The 16,459-nt window shown below is 62.1% G+C and carries 15 protein-coding genes; 4 read left to right on the plus strand and 11 right to left on the minus strand.

Annotated elements, in window-relative coordinates; translation table 11 throughout:
* Positions 1-85: 85 nt before the first annotated feature.
* The 4 genes from Pan216_RS22810 to Pan216_RS22825 all read right to left on the minus strand — a co-directional run bounded on the left by Pan216_RS22810 (position 86) and on the right by Pan216_RS22825 (position 4,149).
* On the minus strand, positions 86-1,384 hold the full coding sequence (locus tag Pan216_RS22810) for an outer membrane protein assembly factor BamB family protein (protein WP_145261716.1): 1,299 nt from the start codon (positions 1,382-1,384) through the stop codon (positions 86-88).
* A 140-nt stretch (positions 1,385-1,524) separates the two neighbouring features.
* Positions 1,525-3,063 (minus strand): uroporphyrinogen-III C-methyltransferase, encoded by a 1,539-nt coding sequence (gene cobA, locus Pan216_RS22815; protein WP_145261718.1) that lies wholly within the window; start codon positions 3,061-3,063, stop codon positions 1,525-1,527.
* Between the two features lie 76 nt (positions 3,064-3,139).
* On the minus strand, positions 3,140-3,457 hold the full coding sequence (locus Pan216_RS22820; RefSeq protein WP_145261720.1) for a DUF167 domain-containing protein: 318 nt from the start codon (positions 3,455-3,457) through the stop codon (positions 3,140-3,142).
* A complete protein-coding gene (locus Pan216_RS22825) occupies positions 3,454-4,149 on the minus strand; it encodes a YggS family pyridoxal phosphate-dependent enzyme (protein ID WP_145261722.1) in 696 nt (231 codons plus the stop codon). Before Pan216_RS22825 ends, Pan216_RS22820 begins: the two co-directional genes overlap by 4 nt.
* 270 nt (positions 4,150-4,419) lie before the next feature.
* On the opposite strand from Pan216_RS22825, the gene Pan216_RS22830 reads away from it, so the two are divergent.
* The 3 genes from Pan216_RS22830 to Pan216_RS22840 are packed head-to-tail and all read left to right on the plus strand — an operon-like array spanning position 4,420 to position 7,709.
* Positions 4,420-5,697 (plus strand): efflux RND transporter periplasmic adaptor subunit, encoded by a 1,278-nt coding sequence (locus Pan216_RS22830; RefSeq protein WP_145261724.1) that lies wholly within the window; start codon positions 4,420-4,422, stop codon positions 5,695-5,697.
* A gap of 24 nt (positions 5,698-5,721) precedes the next feature.
* Positions 5,722-6,495: an ABC transporter ATP-binding protein gene (locus Pan216_RS22835; protein WP_145261726.1), complete on the plus strand. Its 774-nt coding sequence runs from the start codon at positions 5,722-5,724 to the stop codon at positions 6,493-6,495.
* Positions 6,492-7,709 carry an ABC transporter permease gene (locus Pan216_RS22840; RefSeq protein WP_145261728.1) on the plus strand — a complete coding sequence of 406 codons (1,218 nt, stop codon included), beginning with the start codon at positions 6,492-6,494 and terminating at the stop codon, positions 7,707-7,709. The genes Pan216_RS22835 and Pan216_RS22840 overlap by 4 nt, the downstream gene beginning before the upstream one ends.
* Here the strand turns inward: Pan216_RS22840 and Pan216_RS22845 are convergent.
* The 7 genes from Pan216_RS22845 to Pan216_RS22875 all read right to left on the minus strand — a co-directional run bounded on the left by Pan216_RS22845 (position 7,700) and on the right by Pan216_RS22875 (position 14,735).
* Complete coding sequence (locus Pan216_RS22845; protein ID WP_145261730.1) at positions 7,700-7,906, minus strand: carbon storage regulator; 207 nt, start codon at positions 7,904-7,906, stop codon at positions 7,700-7,702. The genes Pan216_RS22840 and Pan216_RS22845 overlap by 10 nt on opposite strands.
* Positions 7,907-8,175: 269 nt before the next feature.
* Positions 8,176-8,913, minus strand: a complete 738-nt coding sequence (locus Pan216_RS22850) for a hypothetical protein (RefSeq protein ID WP_145261732.1) — start codon at positions 8,911-8,913, stop codon at positions 8,176-8,178.
* A 334-nt stretch (positions 8,914-9,247) separates the two neighbouring features.
* Positions 9,248-10,012 carry a hypothetical protein gene (locus tag Pan216_RS22855; RefSeq protein WP_145261734.1) on the minus strand — a complete coding sequence of 255 codons (765 nt, stop codon included), beginning with the start codon at positions 10,010-10,012 and terminating at the stop codon, positions 9,248-9,250.
* Positions 10,013-10,039: 27 nt separating this feature from the next.
* Positions 10,040-11,290, minus strand: coding sequence for an A24 family peptidase (locus Pan216_RS22860; protein WP_145261736.1), 1,251 nt, complete (start codon positions 11,288-11,290; stop codon positions 10,040-10,042).
* 362 nt (positions 11,291-11,652) lie between these two features.
* Positions 11,653-12,465, minus strand: coding sequence for a glycosyltransferase family 2 protein (locus Pan216_RS22865; protein WP_145261738.1), 813 nt, complete (start codon positions 12,463-12,465; stop codon positions 11,653-11,655).
* Between the two features lie 66 nt (positions 12,466-12,531).
* On the minus strand, positions 12,532-13,584 hold the full coding sequence (locus Pan216_RS22870; protein WP_145264291.1) for an NAD-dependent epimerase/dehydratase family protein: 1,053 nt from the start codon (positions 13,582-13,584) through the stop codon (positions 12,532-12,534).
* 74 nt (positions 13,585-13,658) lie between these two features.
* Positions 13,659-14,735, minus strand: a complete 1,077-nt coding sequence (locus Pan216_RS22875) for an NAD-dependent epimerase/dehydratase family protein (RefSeq protein ID WP_145261740.1) — start codon at positions 14,733-14,735, stop codon at positions 13,659-13,661.
* Positions 14,736-15,120: 385 nt separating this feature from the next.
* Between Pan216_RS22875 and Pan216_RS22880 the strand changes: the two genes are divergently transcribed.
* Positions 15,121-16,272 carry a pyridoxal-phosphate-dependent aminotransferase family protein gene (locus Pan216_RS22880; protein ID WP_145261742.1) on the plus strand — a complete coding sequence of 384 codons (1,152 nt, stop codon included), beginning with the start codon at positions 15,121-15,123 and terminating at the stop codon, positions 16,270-16,272.
* Positions 16,273-16,459: the final 187 nt, after the last annotated feature.

Genomic DNA, 16,459 nt, shown 5'->3' on the forward strand with positions numbered 1-16,459 from the left:
GTAGTGCGTGAGGAGCATCCCTAGAGGTGAGCGTGGCTAGACCACGTTCGCCGCGGAGAGTGTCTCAAGGACCAAGTCCTTACCGTCACTTCGTTTTCGGACGACCAACGACGCGGTCCCCCTTGGAGAGATCCGAGACGGCAAAAAGCGTTCGCTGGGCGCGGAGAAAGATCGTCTCGTCGGCGATCGCGGGCGATGCTAGGAAGACGCCTTCGAGCTTGTTCTTCGCGATCACCTCGAACTCCTTCGACGCCTTGATGACCGTCGTCAGCCCGTCGGTATTCAGGAAGTAGACCTTCCCGTCACCTCCGACCGGCGAGGCCTTGTAGTTTCCCCGACCGAGACGTTTCTGCATCCAGTCGTCCTTTCCCGTGGTTAGGTCGAGACAACTCGCGATGCCGTCGTCGCGAAGGATGTAGACGCGATCGTCGTAAATGAGGGGCGTCGGGCAGTCGGGCGTGAACTTGTCGAACTGCCAAAGCCGGTTCGATTCGGTGACGTCACCACTGCCGCCGGCGCGGAGGGCGACCGCCTTGCCGAGCGCCTGCCGACCCGCCGAGCAAGCGATGATGATCCCCTTCTCCGCTGTCGGCGAGGCGATCGTGCGACCGTAGGGATGGTCGACCTCGGTTCCCTTGCTTTTCCACAACAACTCGCCCGTTTTCGGTTCATAGGACGTCACGTGATCGGCGCCGGCGACAATCAGCTCGGGATGACCATCGACGTCCATGACCAGGGGGGTCGAGTAGGAATCCTCGGCCTCGTTGTTTGCGGGCAGGTCCCGTTCCGCTTTCCAAACGTCGCGTCCGGTTCGCTTGTCGACCGCGAGGACGTAGGAGGGACCGCCGTGCATGCAGACGACGTAGACAAGATCGCCAAAGAGGACCGGAGAGGATCCCATGCCGAACTTGATCTTGTAGTCGCCGTGATCCTTGACGAGGTCGCGCTGCCAGAGCATGTTGCCGTCGCGATCGAAACAAGCTAACGCGCCGGTGCCGAAGAGAGCCCAGACGTGTTCGGCGTCGGCCGCGGGCGAGGGCGTCGCCATGTTGTGAAGCTTGTGGGCGTTGCGCATGCCCTGCCCCGCTTCCTTCTTCCAAACGATCTTTCCGGAGAGACGATCGAGCGCGAGGATCCAGCAACGATCATCGTCGGTTTGGGACGTGAGGTAGAGCCGCTTCCCGATGATCGCGGGGCTTGAGTTGCCCCACCCCGGAAGCTCGGTCTTCCAGAGGAGGTTCTCCGTGTCGGACCAGGTCGTGGGCAGTTTCTGTTCCGTCGTCGTGCCGCGTCCGCCCGGCCCACGCCAGCGATCCCAGGACTCGGCGACGACCACCGAGCAACTCGCGAGCACCCCGAACCACACCAACAACCATCGTTGCATCGACACGATCGACTCCAATTCATCTCCGCGCGTCACCACGAAGTATCCATCAAGAACCAGCGACGGAGCATAGTCTGAATCATGGAAGGGGAAGATGCGAGCGGATTCGGGTGAATGCTCGGAGCCGGCACCGAGAGAGATCAGCCACCGTGACGGGAGGTTTGCGAGCAAATCGCCTCGACCAGACCGTCGAGCGTGTAGGAACTCGCCTCGGCGCCGACATCGTGGCCGAGTTCCCGGATGACGGCCGACGTGATCGGACTGATCGACGCCAGACGAGTCTTTTGCCGGACAGCCGCCTCCATCTCCTGGTCGATCCAGCGTACGAAGCCCCGCGCCATGTTGCCGCTGGAGAGTAAGACCCAATCGACGCCGCCGCGTCGCAGCGTCTCGCGCGTCTCGTCCGAAGGTGCTTCCACGTCCGTCTGGCGGTAGACTCTCACCGTCTCCACCGGCCAGTCGGCACCGCGAAGTTCGTCCTGAAGAACCTCTCGCCCGCGGTTCGCCCGAAGAAGGAGCGCCGGGCCTCGATGGCCCTTCGCGATCAAGGAGCGGGCAAGGCCCTCGGAACTGAATTCCTCGGGAACCAAATCGGGACGAAGATGGTATTCGGCGAGCGCCTCGCCGGTCGCGGGCCCGATCACCGCCAATCGGCAACGGCCGAGCCGGCGGAGATCTCCGTGATGCTCCCAAACGCGATCGAGGAAGTGAGTCACCCCATTGCGACTGGTGAAGACCAGCCAGTCGAATTGATCGAGCCGAGCGATCGCGTCGTCGATCGGCTCCGTCTCCTCACAAGGCTCGATCCGAAGCAGAGGCTCGACGAGGACGCGGGCACCCAAACGCTCAAGCTGGTCGACGGTCGAGGCGACTTGCTCGGCGGGGCGAGGGACCAAGATCGTCGTCCCGAACAGGGGGCGCTTTTCGAACCACCCCAGGCGCTCCCGATATTCGCAGATCTCTCCAACAATGGCAATCACCGGCGAGGCGAGTTGCGTGGGACTTGGACGATCCGCCGAGTCGGCCAACGTCGTGGTGAGCACCTGCTGTCGATTGGTGCCTCCCCACTCCACGAGGGCCAACGGCGTCTTGGGGTCTTTTCCGTGGCGAATGAGTTCCCCCGCCACCGAGCCGATTCGCGTCAACGCCATGTAGACGACGAGCGTACCGGGAAAATTCGCGAGGTTGGTCCAGTCGAGCCGCTGAGCCTTCGCCGGGTCCTCGTGACCGGTGACAAAGGCGACCGCCGACGAGCAGGAGCGATGAGTCAGAGGCAACGAAGCAGTCGCCGCGGTCGCCAGCGCCGCGGTGACTCCGGGAACGATGGCGTAGGGAATCCCTTCTCGCTGCAAGCACTCGGCTTCCTCCGCGCCACGGGCGAAGAGGAGCGGATCGCCTCCCTTGAGACGGACGACGCGTTTCCCTTCGCGAGCCTTCTCGATGATGATCTCGTTGATCCGAGATTGGGGCGTGGTGTGCTGGCGCGAACCGGCGGCTTTGCCGACGTAGATTCGTTCGGCGCCAGGCGGGGCGAGCGCGACCAAGCGACGATCGACGAGCTTGTCGAAGACGACGCAGTCGGCCTCCCGCACAAGTCGACGTCCCGCGACGGTGATCAACTCGGGATCACCCGGGCCGGCGCCTACCAGATAGACGATTCCTTCTGTCGGTGACTTCACGTCCGGGTTCTCGTTTCCACGCGATCAAACGTTGGGCGACCAGTTCGGGCCCGTGATGATTGTCCAAACGGATATTCTAGGCGCCGGCGGGACCGAATGGCGCCATCAAGGCGGCGAGTCGAGCGGCCAAAGCACTCCGCTCGAGGCGTTTCACGAGGATTTCCTTCGTCGAGGAGGTCTCCCCACGGACGATCGTGAGATCGCTCTTCGCGACCCCCAGTTCCTTGGCGAGGAGTTTCACCACCGCGGCGTTGGCTTTGCCCTTCTCCGGCGCCGCGGTGACCGTCACCTTGAGGGCGCCATCGTGATCGCCGACGACCGCGTTGCGTTTTCCGCCCGGCCGGACCTTCAGCGCGAAGACGATCCCCTCTGGCTGCTCGCGAAGTTCAATCACGTGGCAGGCTCCGCGAAGAGCGCCGAGCCGATCCGAACGTGGGTCGCCCCTTCCTGAACCGCGATGTCGAAGTCGTTGCTCATTCCCATGGAGAGGACCGGAAGGGCCCGGCGCTCGCCGAGCCTCTCGCGAAGCTGCCGAAGTTCGGCGAACGTCGCTCGGCAGCGCTCCACCTCCTCCTCGTGCTTGGCCATCGTCATCAATCCGACGATGTCGAGTCCTGGCAGTTCGAGCAGTCGGCCGAACTCCTCCACAAACTGCTCCGGGGCGAAGCCGGCTTTGGTCTCCTCACCAGTCAGGTTAAGCTGGATCGTCACCGGCAAACGCCGATCGCGCTCGGCGGAAAGGGACGACAGCGTTTCCGCAAGCGACCAGCGATCCACCGAATGAACCATGCTCACCAGTGGCAACGTTCGTCGCGCCTTGTTGGTCTGGAAGCGTCCGATCATATGCCAGCGCGCATCGAAGGGGAGCTGCGGATGACGTTCCCAGAGTGCCTGCGGTCGACTCTCCCCAAAGTCGCGCACGCCCAACTCATACAAACGGCGCACATCCTCGAGCGGAGCGTACTTCGTGACGGCGACCAAAGTCACCTCGTTTTGGTCGCGACCGCTAGCCGCGCATGCCGTCGCGATGCGCCGTTTCATCGCGGCGAGATTGTCGCGGAGCAGTTCGAGTCGTTCATCGGCCATGGAGACATTCTACGGGAGGAGGAATGGGCTTCGAGGGCGACCAGAGACTGCCCATCTTACGCAGGAATCCCAAGCATCACTTGAAAGATGGTCGGCGGAGCGGGTAGGAGATTGCTTGCTTGATTCAGAAGGTTCGATCAGTTTGATGAGGTCTTATACAATAACCCTCGGGCTACCGTTTGTTCTCGTCAATGGTTTGGTGCCCATCACGCACTCTTGCAGCATTCGTGACCAACCAGCCAACATCGCTACGGAGGTGAAAGAGGGACGTTGCGAGCCTTTCTGATCATTCTCGTTCTGGTCATCGTCGCGCTCGTCGCGGGAAATTACATGACCGGGGGCAACACTTCCGAAGAGAAGTTCTTCACTGACCACATCACCCAGGGTGACATCACCGAAGCGGTCGCGGTCACCGGCTTCGCCGAACCGGTCGAGGTGCGCGTCATCCAGGCGGAGATCCCCGGTGTCGTCTCCGAGGTCCGGGTCGATTTCAACCAGCAGGTCAAGGAAGGGGACTTGCTCGCGCGACTCTCCTCCGACATGCAACGTGTCCAACTTCGACAAGCCGAGGCCCAATTCGACACCGCCCAAGTTGCGATCCACGCGGCCAGTTCCGCCGTCGAACGAGCCCTCGCCGGCAAGATGAAGGCCGAATCGGATCTCTCCGCGGCGCGGCGCGAGTACGAAACGGCGTCGAAGAGCCAGAAGGCGAACCTCATTCCCCAGTCGAAGGTCGATTCCGCCCTCGACTTGGTTCACTCCGCCGAAGCGGGCGTCGCCGAAGCCAAGGCGCTCGTCGCCCAGGCCGAAGCCCAGCGCCTGCAGGCTCAAAACAATGCGGAAGTCGCCAAAGTCGCCATCGAACTGGCGAACCTTCACCTCGACAAGTCCGAGCTTCGAAGCAACATGGAGGGGGTCGTCCTCGACCGCGACATTCGCGTGGGCGAAACGGTCGGTCGACCGAAGGTGAGTCTGACCGAATCGTCGCCGGCTCTCTTCAAGATCGCCGCCCCACTCGATCGGATGCGGGCGATCGTCAAGGTGAGCGAAGCCGACTACAGCCGCGTCAAGGTTCACCAGAAGGCCGTCTTCACCATTGACGCCTACCCGGATGAACAATTCGAGGCGGAAGTCATCCAGATCCGCAACGCCCCCAACTCCGATCGCACCGCGGTCTCATACGCCACCGTCCTGGAGTTCGACAACCGGCGCGATGCCGGCTCGAACGAATGGATGGTCAAACCCCGCTCGACGGTTTCCGCGGATATCGAAGTCCGCAAGGCGGGCAACGTCCTCTTGGTGCCGAACTCGGCGCTTCTCTACACGCCGGCACGTTTCGACCGAGAGATTCCCAAAGTGGAAGGGGACCAACGTTTGGTCTGGGTGCTTGGTGCCGACGAGGAGCCGCAACCGCGCGTGATCTCGACCGGCATCACCGACGGCATCGTCACGGAGGTGACCGGCGGCCCGCTCAACGAGGGGGACGAAGTGATCACCGGCGAGCCGCTCGGCGACTCGACATCGTTTCAACTTCCTTTCTCAGGCTAACGCTAACAGCAGGAACGCTGCCGCATGGACCAGCGCGAGTCGGTCATCCACGTTGAGAACCTCGAGAAGACCTACCAGACGGGCGATGTCAGCGTGCATGCCCTGCGCGGGATCAATCTCCAGATTCGCGAAGGTGAATTCGTCGCGATCATGGGAACCAGCGGCTCGGGCAAGAGCACGCTGATGAACCTGCTCGGGTGTCTCGACACGCCGAGCGCCGGGAAGTACTACTTCTGCGGCGACGACGTCAGCAAGCTAACGCGAAACCGGCTCGCGGACATTCGCAACGAGCGAATCGGCTTTGTCTTTCAGGGATTCAACCTGCTCAGTCGCACCAGTGCAATCGACAACGTTCAGCTCCCCCTGCTCTACAACAAGAATGTCACGGCGAAGGAACGCCATGCCCGCGCGGTGCAACTGCTGCAGCGGGTCGGCCTCGGGGAACGCATCGACCACAAGCCCAACCAACTCTCCGGCGGCCAGCAACAACGCGTCGCGATTGCCCGCGCCCTCGTCAATCAACCGAAGATTTTGCTCGCCGACGAGCCGACCGGCAACCTCGACTCACGCACCGGCCTCGAGATCCTCGCGGAGTTTCAACGACTCAACACGGACGAGGATCAGACCATCATCATGGTCACGCATGACCAGAAAATCGCCGACTGTTGCCGGCGCCAGATCGTCTTCCAAGACGGCCAAGTCCTCTCCGATCGCGCAACGCCCAACTGGCGTGACGCGGCGGCGGAGCTGAAGGAGTTGATCGAGGGACGCGCCGTCGTCCTGGGGGTCGGAACATGAATCTGTGGGCCGTCCTCAACACCGCGCTAAACGCCCTGAATGTCAACAAGGGCCGCACGGCACTGACCAGCCTTGGAATCACGATCGGCATCGCGGCGGTGATCGCGATGGTCGCCGCCGGACGGGGAGCGAAAGCCAAACTAGACGACGCCCTTGGCGCGATCGGCCCCAACTTGGTGGTCGGCATGTCGGGCAGCACGACGCGAAGCGGCCTGCGCGTCGGGGTCGCCGACGGAGCCTTCACCTCCGCGGATGCGGACGCGATTCGCCGCGAACTCGGCCCCATGATCAACGGCTGCTCGGAGATCACCCAGTTCCCCGCCATTGCCTCGAGCGAGATGGGAAGCTACGGCACCGCGCTGGTCGGCGGCATGCCCGAGGTCTTCCGCATCCGTCGTTGGAAATTTCGCTCGGGAAGACCCTACAACGAAGAGCACGTCAAGAGGCAAGACAAGGTCTGCGTCATCGGCAAGACGGTCGCCGACAAGCTCTTCCCCAACATCGATCCGGTCGGCAAGACAATTCGCGCCCACGGCCAGCGTTTTCGCGTGATCGGTCTGCTCGAACCCAAGGGAATGTCGATCACCGGCGCCGACCAGGACGACATCATCATGGTTCCGATCTCGACACTGTTGCGCAAGGTGATGGGAAAGACCAAGACGCTGCTGATCGTCGTCGAGGCTCGCAGCCCCGGACTGGTCGATCAGGTGAAAACGGGAATGGAGCGCATTCTCCGCGAACGCCATCGCATTCGTCCGGGACAGGACGCGGACTTTACCATCAACTCGATTCGCGACATGGCGAAACTGGCGACGACCTTCGCCAACACGCTCAGCGGGCTGATCTTCGCGATCGCGAGCATCTCGCTGGTCGTCGGCGGCATCGGCGTGATGAACATCATGCTCGTTTCCGTCACCGAACGAACCCGCGAGATCGGCATCCGCATGGCCGTCGGCGCCCGGACCGGCGATGTCCTCAACCAGTTCCTCGCCGAGTCGGTGATCCTCGCCCTGATCGGCGGCGGCGTCGGCATCACGCTCGGCGCGATGTGCGCCTGGGTGATCGCGATCGCGCTTCAGTGGGATTTCGTCATCTCGGTCGAGAGCATCATCGTCGCGGTACTGACGTCGGCGGCCGTGGGGATCTTCTTCGGCTACTATCCCGCGCGAAAAGCCTCGATGCTCGATCCGATCGAAGCGCTCCGCTACGAGTAGTTGTCGCCGCTTGCGGGACGATCCCCGGCGAGCGCGACGACTTCGCGTTGGTCTTCGGGAGCCGTTCGCTGAATGTTCATTTCGCGAGGAGCCTCGATCCCGAGCCGCACCCGCTGTCCGCGCACTTCAAGCACGCGCACCTCGACGTTGTCGCCGAGACGGATCCCTTCTCCAAGTCGTCGTGTGAGCACCAGCATGGGGTGGCCTCTGGCTAGCGGATCGTGAGGAACGATCCTGGAGTCTACTCGTGCCGACGAAGGAAGGCTGGGGGCCGGCGTTCGAGGAATGAGTGGCCGTGAGGATTTCGCATCGTCCGCCGGTAGCTGGCGACAACGATCGGTTCCGATAGAGTCATCACGGTCATTTCTGCCGGTACGCTACCGAGTCGATCAAAACGCGTCAATCCGAATTTTCTTGCTCGATGGGGGCCCAACGTCGGGAGCGTTTTGTGGGCCAACGAGTTGCGTCAGACAAGCGAATCGATCTGGGAACCGGCGGCGGAAAGCGACGGGAACGCACTGGCATAGGGAGTCAACTCGGGACGCTCGTCCTCTCGCGAAGCGGAGGTCTCTGGGGCCGCGGCGTTGACGGCGACCGCTTCCGCGAGTTCCTCGACGGCGCCGCTCTCCTCGACCGTTTCGGAACCGAAGCCAGCCTCGTACTGAGCCGACGCTTCCACTCGCTGGGCGAGGGCTTCGGCGATGGTCGCCTCGGCCCCGGCCGCCTCTTCCGCATCGCCTGTCGACTGACGCAGAAGCTCGCCGAGCCCGAACTCAATTGCGGTGTCTTCGTAGGCGGGCGTGCTAGCGGCCTCGACGGTTCCGTTGGTCTCTTGCGAGGAGAAGATGGCGTTCGCGACCGACTGCTCGAAGGAGTCGGGTTCGCGCCCCTGCTCCTGGGGAGGCGGTGGCCGATTGGCCGCTCCAGGAGGAGGTCCGGCGGAAGCGGCGTTCGTCGCCGCGGTGTCCAGGCCCGGCGCTTGCGAAGCGTCGGAAGCATCAAAAGCCGACTGAACGGGAGGCGCCTGCCCGATGGGAGGGGTCGCCACCGCGTTCTCGAAGTTGATCTCGTTGACATCTTCGGGAGCTGGCGGGGCCGCCTGGGGAGCGACCGACTCCTGGGAAGGCGCTGCCCCGGCCGCCGCCCGACGGAGCACGTCGAGCGGTGGAGCAAATCCACCAAGTCCAGTGAGTGCGGTCGACATGGTTCCCCTGCCGTTCGAGGAGCCGACCCGTCGCGTCAAACGAGCGACAGGACCTTCGGCCCCACGATTGATGAGCGTCGTGTTCGTGTACGCTAGAACTATGCGTCACACGACAGGCTTAGGAGGGGGAAAGAGAGAGAAATTCCATCAGAATTGGAACATTCACAGCGCAAACGGTGTACGCACACGAAAACCGCCCACAACTCGCAAAAACTTAATCCATTCATAATGGAAATCGCCATGCTCCGATCGCGATGAAAGCGGTCAAGTCGTGGCGATCGAGTCTGACCGGGTTGCGAACAATCTTGGGCTGGATCCCGACCGAGCGGTCAGCCTACGCCAAGTCATACTCGAGAAGCGATTCCCAACGCCCCTTCTCGGGAGTACTTTCGACGATAAACTGCTCGGCATCGCGGGGCTCGAAATAGTCCTCGCTGGCGTGGTGGGTGTTGATGAAGATGCCACCAAGCGTCACGATCGCGTGGCCATGGAACTCCTGACCCATGCACGCGACGAGTTTCCGAATCCGCTCCCGGATCAGGCGATACATCACGTCGGTGATCGCCTTCTTCTGCTGAGCGGGATGCCCTTGGAGAATCTCGGACTTGAAGGGAAGCAGCGACTCCTTGAGCGTCGTCTGCTGGTAGTCGTCGACGGCTGCTTCGGCCGAGGTTCCATTCTTCAGGTAGTCGAGAGCCGCCACCAGGGCGCCGCAGCATGACGAGATCGCTGGTTGCCCGATGCGACGGACGTGGCCGATTCCTCCCTTTTCCCCTTCGATGTCGGAAATGCCGACATGGGGACCATAGAGGATCACCGCGGTGCCGTTCTCCGGGACGTGGTGAGCGAAAGCACCGACGCCGGTCTGCCCCGTGAACGGAAACCCGGCGAGTCCACCGAGTTGGAACGGGCCGATGAAGAGGCCTGTGAAAATCGGCCAGAACCCGTTCACTTCGTCGGCACAGCAGCACTTGGCGAAGATTGTCGTCTCGGGTTCGGCGTTGACCTTGTCGGCGAAAAGCTTGGCGTAAGTTCGGCCGACCTCGCTATTGCGTTTGGCCCCGGGATAATTGCTTTGAAGGACTTCCTGCCAGCCCATGATTCGCTCCTGCTCGAGTCAGTTCGTTCACTTGGGCGAACTGGAGCGCAGCGACGCTCGGGGTTTGGTGATTGGTTGTTTCGGGAGACGGAACGTGCTCGCCCAGTCGATGATCCGAAATAGCAACGCCACAAGAGCCACTACGCCGACGCCTAAGGTGAAGACGATATGGGGCGACTCCGGTCCTGGCCACCACCAGATCTTCGTAAGCCACCTCCATGCGGCGATTTGAGCGTAGGTCATCACGAAAAGATAGATCGCAAGTGGGATCCGGTTGATGGCGTGCCAGATGAAACCGACCAGTCGAGCCACCAGCAGGAGCAGTGAACTGGCGACGGAGACCGCGATCGCCGCCTGCCATCCGAGAGCGAGACCGACCGAGGAAAGCATCGCGATCGCGCCGGTGCGCAGGGCGGATTCCTTCCCTCCGGCCCCTTTGCTCTGAGCCAGGAGCAGCCCCATGAGCCCTCCGACCACCATGCCGTAACAGGCCTCGTAGGCGTTGACTAGAATGGGCCGCGCCTTGTCGGCTCCCCAACCGACTCCCCAGCGACGAGCGGAAAGCCCTTCCACGGAGTAGGGCTGTAGGTCGGGGAAGTAGAGCAAGGCCCAGAATCCGAACACCATGCCCAGGATCACCAGCCGTGGCGAGATCGCTTTTCCCTCGACACGAATCAGCACCATCGTCATCAGGAATGCCATCAGCAGGCCATGGAAGAGGAAGATGTAGAGGATGATTCGCTTATCGATGAGCAGAACGTTGAACAGGCTGACGTAGGTGAACTCGAAGCGGGAATGGCCGATTGCCCCACCACCGATGAGTTCCAGGAAGAAGAAGGAAAGAAAGATCGACCCCATCACCAATTCGACGACGATGTAGCGAGCCGGGATCGTCTTGTCGCACTTTCGACACGCCCCCTTTAGTTGCAGCCAAGAGAGGACCGGGACGTTGTCGTACCACGCGATCCGTTGCTCGCAGTGGGGGCAACTCGACTTGCCCATCGAGATCGAGATGCCCCGCGGCCAGCGATAGGCGACGACATTGATGAAACTACCGACCGAGGCACCGAGGAAGAAAAACCAAAGGAGCGTCATCCCCTCAGCGATCGTCTCGGCAACCTCCTCTTCCGCCGTCGCCTCGTCGATCTTGAAGATCCGACTCGAAGGCTTGTCGTCGTGATTGAGATAGACCATCGCCGGCCGGACGATGATCAGCCACACGAACGTGGCCAAGAGAATCGACTGGACGATGAATCGCAAAACGGAGCGAAAGTTCATCGTTGCTTCCTAATCGCGGCGGACATTGGCCATCCTTGTGACGGCTGGTGGGCTCCCTTCCATCATAGACCAGAGTCGCCCCCCGAATCCACGATCCGTTCCGGCAAGGAACCAGGAAGACTCCTTGCAAGCATGGACAAACGTTCGTCGAGGATCGTTCCAGCCAGATGCAAACCAAGCATACAACACGCCGACGACCGCCGACGTCTTTCTCAGGCGGCCCAAGTCAAACGGCAATCGACGAACGTCAAGAAAAGGGAACGGCCGCAAGATGCCCAGGAGCACCCACGGCCAGTTGAGGAATGGAATGATCGACCGATCGTTGAAATGAGGGATCGTTCGATCGGTGTGATGCCAACCCCCTAAGCGGCCGAGGTCGCCTCACACGGCTCCGAGGTGGCCGTTTGGTTCTGCAGCTTGCCGGCCTGCTGCTCGGCACGGATGTCGTCGAGGATGAGCGTGCGGTCGACTCCCATCTTCAGGAGCGTGGCGAGATAGCGTCGGCCCATCTCCCGAAGCCGAAGTTTCGAACTCCCCCACGTCCGGCCGTACCAGCGGATCGGCACTTGGGCGATCTTGTAGTTGCGGTTCCAAACGCCTAGCGAGAGCTCGAGCGTGATGTTGAAGTGGCTCGCCTGAAGCTGACCGAGATCCCGAATCACTTCCGTCCGGTAGGCCTTGAAGGCGTTGGTCATGTCGTTGTAGGGGCAACGAAAGAGGAGCTGCACCATCTTGTTGACGACGCGGTTGCAGACCAGCTTGAAGCGGGGATAGTTGCGAACGACACTTCCCTTGATGAACCGGGAACCGAAGACGCAGTCGTATCCCTCTTCGATCGTGCGGTAGTAGGCGACGACATCTTCCGGGTCGTCGGAACAGTCGGCCATGCAGATGACCACGATATCGCCCTTGACGGCGTCGAGTCCCGACCGGATCGCTCGACCGAACCCGCCGGGCGGTCGGCGGTTGACGGTCCGAATCCGCTCGTCGGCCGCCATCATCCCCTCGATGACTCCCCTGGAACCGTCGGTGCTGTTGTCATTGACCAACACCAGTTCGAAGGGGATCCGCTCGCGATTGAGCGTGTCACGAAGTTCATCGACGACGTTGGGAAGGTTCTCTTCCTCGTTGTGGACGGGAACGACGACCGAAAGCGTGAGCGAATTCACAGCCATGAAACTCCTTCGGACGCATGAGCGACGCGCGAGAGACGATGTCGCCCTCGAGCAGTCCCTTAGCGTTCAACCAAAGACGGGCGCCAACAGTTCCCGCCGCGCCGCCATCCAATCCCAAATGTCCTCGACGATCGTGCCCACGCCGCGTTGGGGGCGCCAGCCGAACTCGTCACTCACCCGGCGGCTGTCCGACACGTAGATCCGCAGGTCGACCGACGAAGTCTCCGGCGAGGGCTCGACCGGAACGACCGAACCAGAGACCTCCCGGCACCGCTCGGTTAGCTCGCACAGGGAAGTCGACACGTCGTTGCCTCCCCCGACGTTGTACACCCGCCCATCCCAAAGATCGGGCTTGCCGATTTGGGCGACGATCAAGTCAAAGAGATCGTCGACGTGAAGCAAGTCGCGGACTTGTTTGCCGTCGCCACCGAATCCGGTGTAGCGCAACCCTCGCCCGAAGAGGTGGCTCGCGATCCAATAGGTGATGACCCCTTGGTCGACCTTTCCCATCTGCCAGGGCCCGGTCAGGATGCCACACCGATTGATCAGCACCGGCATCTGGTAGCTGTAAGCGTACTCCTGAAGGACCAACTCGCTGGCGAGCTTCGTCGCCCCATAGAGCGACCGAGCGCCGGTGAGCGGAAATTCCTCGGCCACGCCATGCTCGGAGAAGCCCGGCGTGTCGGCATGCCCGGTCCACTGAAAACGGGTGCCGGCGTCTTGGTACGGAAGTTCGTTGAGCGACTGAATCGGGTAGACGCGGCTGGTACTCAGAAACAACAGAGCCGCGTCGTGCCGACGTGCGGCCTCGGCACAATGAACCGTCCCGTCGAGGTTGCTCCGGACCACCGGCATCGGCGATCCGTCGAGACCGGCATGCACCGAAGGTTGGGCGGAGCAGTCGATCAGCAGATCGAAGGGTCGACTATCGACGATGTCTTCGGGACAGCGGATGTCGCCGTGCACGAAGGTGATGCCGTGCTCAGCGAGCCGAGCGAGATTGAGCTCCGAACCGCGGCGGCACAAGTTGTCGAGCACCGTGACTTGCGTCGACGAGGAATGTTCGCGCAAGCGGATCGCGAGATTGGCCCCGACAAACCCGGCTCCACCAGTGATCATGACATGACGATAGTTCACGACAACTCCTTGATCGCGGCCTGCGGCGACCCGCTAGCCGTGGTGCCAACGCGTGGTTAGCCCGCCGCCTTCTGAAGCCGCTTCTGCCAACCTTCGTAGATCTCGCCGAGAATCGCCTCGAGGTCGTACTGGTAGGACCAATCGGGATAGTCTTCGCGGAACTTCGAGACGTCGCTGACGTACCAAATGTGGTCCCCGATGCGATTGTCATCGACGACGGTGTAGTCGAGCTTGCGTCCGGAGATCTCCTCGCAGAGGGTGATCGCCTCGCGCATCGAGCAGTGGCTATGACGGCTGCCACCGGCGTTGTAGACCTCGCCCGGACGCGGGGCCTGATGGTACTGCCAGAACATGTTGACCAGGTCGGACGAGTGGATGTTGTCGCGGACCTGCTTGCCCTTGTATCCGAAGACGGTGTAAGGCCGGCCCTCGACGCAGCACCGCATCAAGTACGAAAGGAAGCCGTGTAGCTCGGTCCCCGAATGGCCGCCACCGGTCAAGCAGCCGCCGCGGAAGACGACGGTGTTCATGTCGAAGTAGCGACCGTACTCTTGGACGACGAGGTCGGCGGCCGCTTTCGAGGCCCCGAAGAGAGAGTGTTTGCAGTAGTCGATCGACATCGACTCATCGATGCCCTTCTCGAAGTAGCCGTGCGACGGATCGACTTCCCAACGGGTTTCGTCCTCGAAGAGCGGCAAGCGGTTGGGGTTGTCGCCGTAGACCTTGTTGGTCGAGGTAAAGACGAAACTGGCCTCGGGACAGAATTGCCGCGTCGCCTCGAGCAGGATCATCGTGCCGTTGGCATTGACGGTGAAGTCGGTCAACGGCTCCCGGGCGGCCCAGTCGTGTGAGGGCTGGGCGGCGGTGTGGATGATCAGCTCGATGTCGCTGCCGTATTCGGCGAAGATCGCGTTGACGTCCTTTTGTTCGCGAATGTCCGCGGACCGGTGGACGTAGGAGGCGACGGTGGCCTTGAGTTCGTTGCAATTCCACAGCGTCGAGGCTTCGTTGCCGAAGAAATAGCGACGCATGTCATTGTCGATCCCGACAACGACGTCGAACTTGTCGCAGAGGAACCTGACCGCTTCGGATCCAATCAGCCCCGCCGATCCGGTGACCACGGCTACCGACATTCGCTCGTCCTTGTGCCTAGAGAAGGTTGTGGTCGTGGACGTTCGTCCAGCAACCCTTGGTGCGGCCTCGCGGCTCGTTCCAGTGACTGGAGTGCCGCTGATGAATCAACTCTTCGGTGTCGATGCCTGGCAGTGGCCTTGCAAGCGCCGCTCGGCCTATATCTGGTGCGGAGGATGAGTCAACACCGTAACGGCCCCCGGTTTCGATCTGGGCGGAGCGGGCGCTTCTCTCTCGACGCCGTTGCCCACCCGCTACCCGGGTTGCGGCCAACTCATAGAATGGCACGTTTCGTGGTGGGGGAATCGGCAAACACGAGCGACCGCGCGTCTCGATCCGCGAAGAGCCCACAACAGCTTGTCTCTCCTAGATCGCAAGGATGGAGCAATGAAGTATCGTTTGATGACGCCTGGCCCCTCCATGGTGCCGCCGGAGACGCTCTTGAGCCTGGCGAAGCCGGTCATTCATCACCGCACGCCCGAAAACAAGGCCGCCATCGCCGAGACCCTCTCGGCCATGAAGAAAGTCTTCTGCACCGAGAACGACCTGGTGATCTTCGCAAGTTCGGGCACCGGGGCGATGGAGACCAGCGTCGCGAACTTCGTCAAGCCGGGCGACAAGGCGATCGCGCTGGTCTGCGGCAAATGGGGCGAGCGTTGGGAACAACTTCTCAACACCTTCGGCGCCGAGCTGATCAAGCTCGAGGCCCCCTACGGCAAGGCCCCGACACCCGCCGACGTCGAGAAGGCCCTCGCCGAGCACCCCGACGCCGTCGCCGTCTACGCCACCCTCTCGGAAACCTCCACCGGCGTCCGCCAGGACATCGAAAAACTGGGCGCGATCGTCGCCAAGACCAAGGCGGTCTTCGTCGTCGACGGGATTAGCGGCGTCGGCACCGAACCGTGCCGCACCGACGATTGGAACGTCGACCTGCTCGTCACGGGTTCGCAGAAGGCCCTGATGATGCCCCCCGGCCTCGCGTTCCTCTCGGTCAGCGCCAAGGCGAAGGCTCGCCTCGAAGAAGTCCCCAGTCCGCCGACCTACTACTTCAACCTGAAGAAGTACCTCACGTCGATCGCCGAGAGCGACACGCCCTACACGCCGGCGCACACGCTCATCGCCGCCCAGGCGGAGAGCCTCAAGCAGATTCTCGACGAAGGGGTCGAGGAGTCGTGGGAGCGTCATCGTCAAATGTCGTTGGCGACGCACGCCGCCGTCAAGGCGCTCGGGCTGGAGACGCTCGCCGATCCTCCCGCGGCCGGTCTCACGGTGATCAAGGTTCCCGAAAGCATCGACGGGGCCGGATGGGCGAAGCTGCTTGAGAAGAAGTACGCTCTGAAGGTCGCCGGTGGTCAGGGCAGTCTCAAGGGTAAGATCATCCGGATCGCGCACATGGGCTATGTCGACGCCCTCGACATGGTTGGTGTCGCCGCGGCCCTCGAGTGGACGCTCGCGGAGTTGGGCTACCCGGTCGAATCGGGCAAGGCGGTCGCCGCCGCCACCGCGGTCTTCGCGGAAGGATTCGTACCGAAGGGGTAGTCGCTGACCATCGGGTAGTCCCGATTGCCGTGCTACCATCCCAATCGAGATCACCCGTAGTCGTCCCGTTCATCGCTTCGGTTCAACCAACAGGTTCAAACCTGCCTGAGCCGCGAAGCGGCTCAGGAGAGCGGATGCAGTCGATGCGATACAAGGGCCTGGACAAGCTCCTGAACCTGCGGCGCTC

The organism is Kolteria novifilia, from assembly GCA_007748055.1.
Taxonomy (GTDB): Bacteria; Planctomycetota; Planctomycetia; order Kolteriales; family Kolteriaceae; genus Kolteria; species Kolteria novifilia.

Excerpts from the sequence above, each read along its gene's own strand:
- Pan216_RS22865 (WP_145261738.1), bottom strand. The coding sequence starts at position 12,465 with ATGGCTGTGAATTCGCTCACGCTTTCGGTCGTCGTTCCCGTCCACAAC.
- Pan216_RS22870 (WP_145264291.1), bottom strand. The coding sequence starts at position 13,584 with ATGATCACTGGTGGAGCCGGGTTTGTCGGGGCCAATCTCGCGATCCGC.
- Pan216_RS22845 (WP_145261730.1), bottom strand. The coding sequence starts at position 7,906 with ATGCTGGTGCTCACACGACGACTTGGAGAAGGGATCCGTCTCGGCGAC.
- Pan216_RS22880 (WP_145261742.1), top strand. The coding sequence starts at position 15,121 with ATGAAGTATCGTTTGATGACGCCTGGCCCCTCCATGGTGCCGCCGGAG.
- Pan216_RS22850 (WP_145261732.1), bottom strand. The coding sequence starts at position 8,913 with ATGTCGACCGCACTCACTGGACTTGGTGGATTTGCTCCACCGCTCGAC.
- Pan216_RS22825 (WP_145261722.1), bottom strand. The coding sequence starts at position 4,149 with ATGGCCGATGAACGACTCGAACTGCTCCGCGACAATCTCGCCGCGATG.
- Pan216_RS22875 (WP_145261740.1), bottom strand. The coding sequence starts at position 14,735 with ATGTCGGTAGCCGTGGTCACCGGATCGGCGGGGCTGATTGGATCCGAA.
- Pan216_RS22810 (WP_145261716.1), bottom strand. The coding sequence starts at position 1,384 with ATGCAACGATGGTTGTTGGTGTGGTTCGGGGTGCTCGCGAGTTGCTCG.
- Pan216_RS22860 (WP_145261736.1), bottom strand. The coding sequence starts at position 11,290 with ATGAACTTTCGCTCCGTTTTGCGATTCATCGTCCAGTCGATTCTCTTG.
- Pan216_RS22840 (WP_145261728.1), top strand. The coding sequence starts at position 6,492 with ATGAATCTGTGGGCCGTCCTCAACACCGCGCTAAACGCCCTGAATGTC.
- Pan216_RS22835 (WP_145261726.1), top strand. The coding sequence starts at position 5,722 with ATGGACCAGCGCGAGTCGGTCATCCACGTTGAGAACCTCGAGAAGACC.
- Pan216_RS22855 (WP_145261734.1), bottom strand. The coding sequence starts at position 10,012 with ATGGGCTGGCAGGAAGTCCTTCAAAGCAATTATCCCGGGGCCAAACGC.